This window comes from Pedobacter sp., from assembly GCF_045628745.1.
Taxonomy (GTDB): Bacteria; Bacteroidota; Bacteroidia; order Sphingobacteriales; family Sphingobacteriaceae; genus Pedobacter.
Window position 1 is genome coordinate 1 of sequence record NZ_JAZQPU010000400.1, and the last position, 2,148, is coordinate 2,148.

The 2,148-nt window shown below is 39.4% G+C and carries 3 protein-coding genes; 1 reads left to right on the forward strand and 2 read right to left on the reverse strand.

The window, feature by feature from the left end:
* Nucleotides 1–673: universal stress protein (locus tag ACR2F7_RS14665; RefSeq protein ID WP_432714294.1), on the reverse strand; the 673-nt coding region annotated here is incomplete at its 3' end.
* 328 nt (nt 674–1,001) lie between these two features.
* Nucleotides 1,002–1,385 carry a winged helix-turn-helix transcriptional regulator gene (locus ACR2F7_RS14670; protein ID WP_432714295.1) on the reverse strand — a complete coding sequence of 128 codons (384 nt, stop codon included), beginning with the start codon at nt 1,383–1,385 and terminating at the stop codon, nt 1,002–1,004.
* A 144-nt stretch (nt 1,386–1,529) separates the two neighbouring features.
* Between ACR2F7_RS14670 and ACR2F7_RS14675 the strand changes: the two genes are divergently transcribed.
* A complete protein-coding gene (locus ACR2F7_RS14675; protein ID WP_432714296.1) occupies nt 1,530–2,135 on the forward strand; it encodes an FMN-dependent NADH-azoreductase in 606 nt (201 codons plus the stop codon).
* The last annotated feature ends 13 nt before the right edge of the window (nt 2,136–2,148 follow it).

The following is a 2,148-nucleotide window of genomic DNA, read 5'->3' on the forward strand; positions in this document are numbered from 1 at the left end:
TATAGAAAATATGAGGGTAATTAACTTTATTCAAGATGCCATTAAGCAGTTTATCTGCTACCTTCTGGTGATCTACCCGATGAGCATGATCGCCACGCACATGTGTTACCAGAATATCTGCCCTAAACACACTGGCTAATGGTATTAACTGATCTATGTCTATTGCATCCTGCGCTGGGTAATCAAAATTTGTAGCAAACGCTATTTTGCTTAAGTCACAATATTTGGCATAAGGAGGAATCAGCAGCAGTGGGAAAGTGCTTGCATTAATCATATTTCTACAATTATTATCCAGCAAAAAATGAGCGATTCCTTTACGGTGGGTACCCATTACGACCATGTCTGCATTGCAGGCACTTATCACATTTCCCACAACATCTTCAAGTCTTCCGGTTTGATTAATGGTGCTTATTTGTGGGTGAAAACCTGGACTGTGATCAGTATGTTCAAGCTGTTTCTTGAACTTCTTGAGATCCGCCTCGCTATCGTCAATAACACCATCATATCCATTTAACGGCCAGGCAATATCTCCTACTTCAGAAAGCTGGGCAGGAATGGTGATTGCATTGCAGAGAACTACATTGGCATTCAAGGCCTTTGCAAGATGATAGCCATATTCTGCTGCATGGTTTCCTTCGGCTGAAAAATCAGTTAATAAAAGTAGTGTTTTCATGATATTTGAAATATGGGTAATGGATTAGCAAGAACAAATTGCCTTTTATAATTTATGTACTAACCTACCCTGCAATAGTCGAATAAAAAACCTCGATAATATATGACCTTGGTCACTAGAGCTGATGTTTAAGGTCATCAAATTCAGACTATTGTCACGGTAAGATCCACTCTCCATGAACCTCATATGCTCCCGTAATTTTTACAGGTTCATTTTTTAATAATGATTAACAGTTAAGTATCGTACTCAGGGATGGCACAGCTAAACTCTTTTAAAACCCATTGCAGGAAAGAGCAGCAGCAATTAACAAGGAAGGGGAATTGTTTACTTAAATTACAGCTTGTTTACGCATGCTTTGCTTAATTTTTTCCCTGTGCTGTTCACCCCAGGCACTTAATTCCCTTAACACATTTTTTAAAGTCCGGCTATACTCCGTTGCTTCATAAATAATGCTTACAGGTGTAGTAGGATATACAGTACGTGTAATAAAGTCATTCAATTCCAGGTCTTTTAACTCTTTGGCTAATACCTTGGAGGATATACCGGTGAGCTCATTTTGAATTTCGTTGAAACGCTTGGATGATTTCACCAGAGAAAGGATCAAGGGTAGTTTCCACTTTCCATTGAGTACGTATAGCGCATCAAGAACATTTTTGAGCGAGCTCGCACACTCTTCAGTGTTAGGAATGGTCTCATTTCTAATCATTTTCATAAGCATAAAGATAATCACTTACCTCGATGTAACCGCTTACCTTTGGGTAAGTACTAACTTTTTACCACCTGGTAACCTTATTTTTGCTTTCAACAATTCGAGTTAAAGCAGTCTTTTAAATTGATCTTACCCTAAAAAATTCTTATGAAACACATCCTACATTTAAAGTCAAGCCTTCAAGGCGCAGCATCGTACAGCATTAAATTGGGGCATACTATCGTTGAAAAAATTCAAGATAAGTATCCAGGCAGTACAGTGGAGGAGGTAGACCTCGTTGAAATGGACATCCCCCACCTCAGCCCTAATACCCTTCGCACATTATTTACGCCAGCAGAATATATTACCGAGGAGGATAAAAAGTCAAACATCCTTTCTGATGATTTAGTGAAGCAATTGTTTGCTGCTGATATCATTGTCATTGGTGCACCGCTGATTAACTTTACAATCCATAGCTCCCTTAAAACCTGGATTGACCATGTGACCAGACCCAGAATAACTTTTGGTTATGGCGAAGACGGTAGGCCTGTTGGAATGGTTAATGGTAAAAAGATTTATGTTGCGATGTCTTCTGGTGGTGTTTATTCTGAAGGACCCGGCAAAGCGAACGATTTTGTTGCTCCTTATCTAACCGCTTTCCTAGGCTTTTTAGGCATGACTGATCTTACTGTTTTCCGCGCCGAAGGGTTAAAAGTGCCTGGGGTGAAGGAAAATGCGATGGAAAAAGCAATTGAAAGTATAGAAATCGATTAAAGCAAACCACCTT

Bases quoted from the DNA above. Each gene is read 5' to 3' on its own strand.
- ACR2F7_RS14675 (WP_432714296.1), top strand. From the start codon at position 1,530: ATGAAACACATCCTACATTTAAAGTCAAGCCTTCAAGGCGCAGCATCG.
- ACR2F7_RS14670 (WP_432714295.1), bottom strand. From the start codon at position 1,385: ATGAAAATGATTAGAAATGAGACCATTCCTAACACTGAAGAGTGTGCG.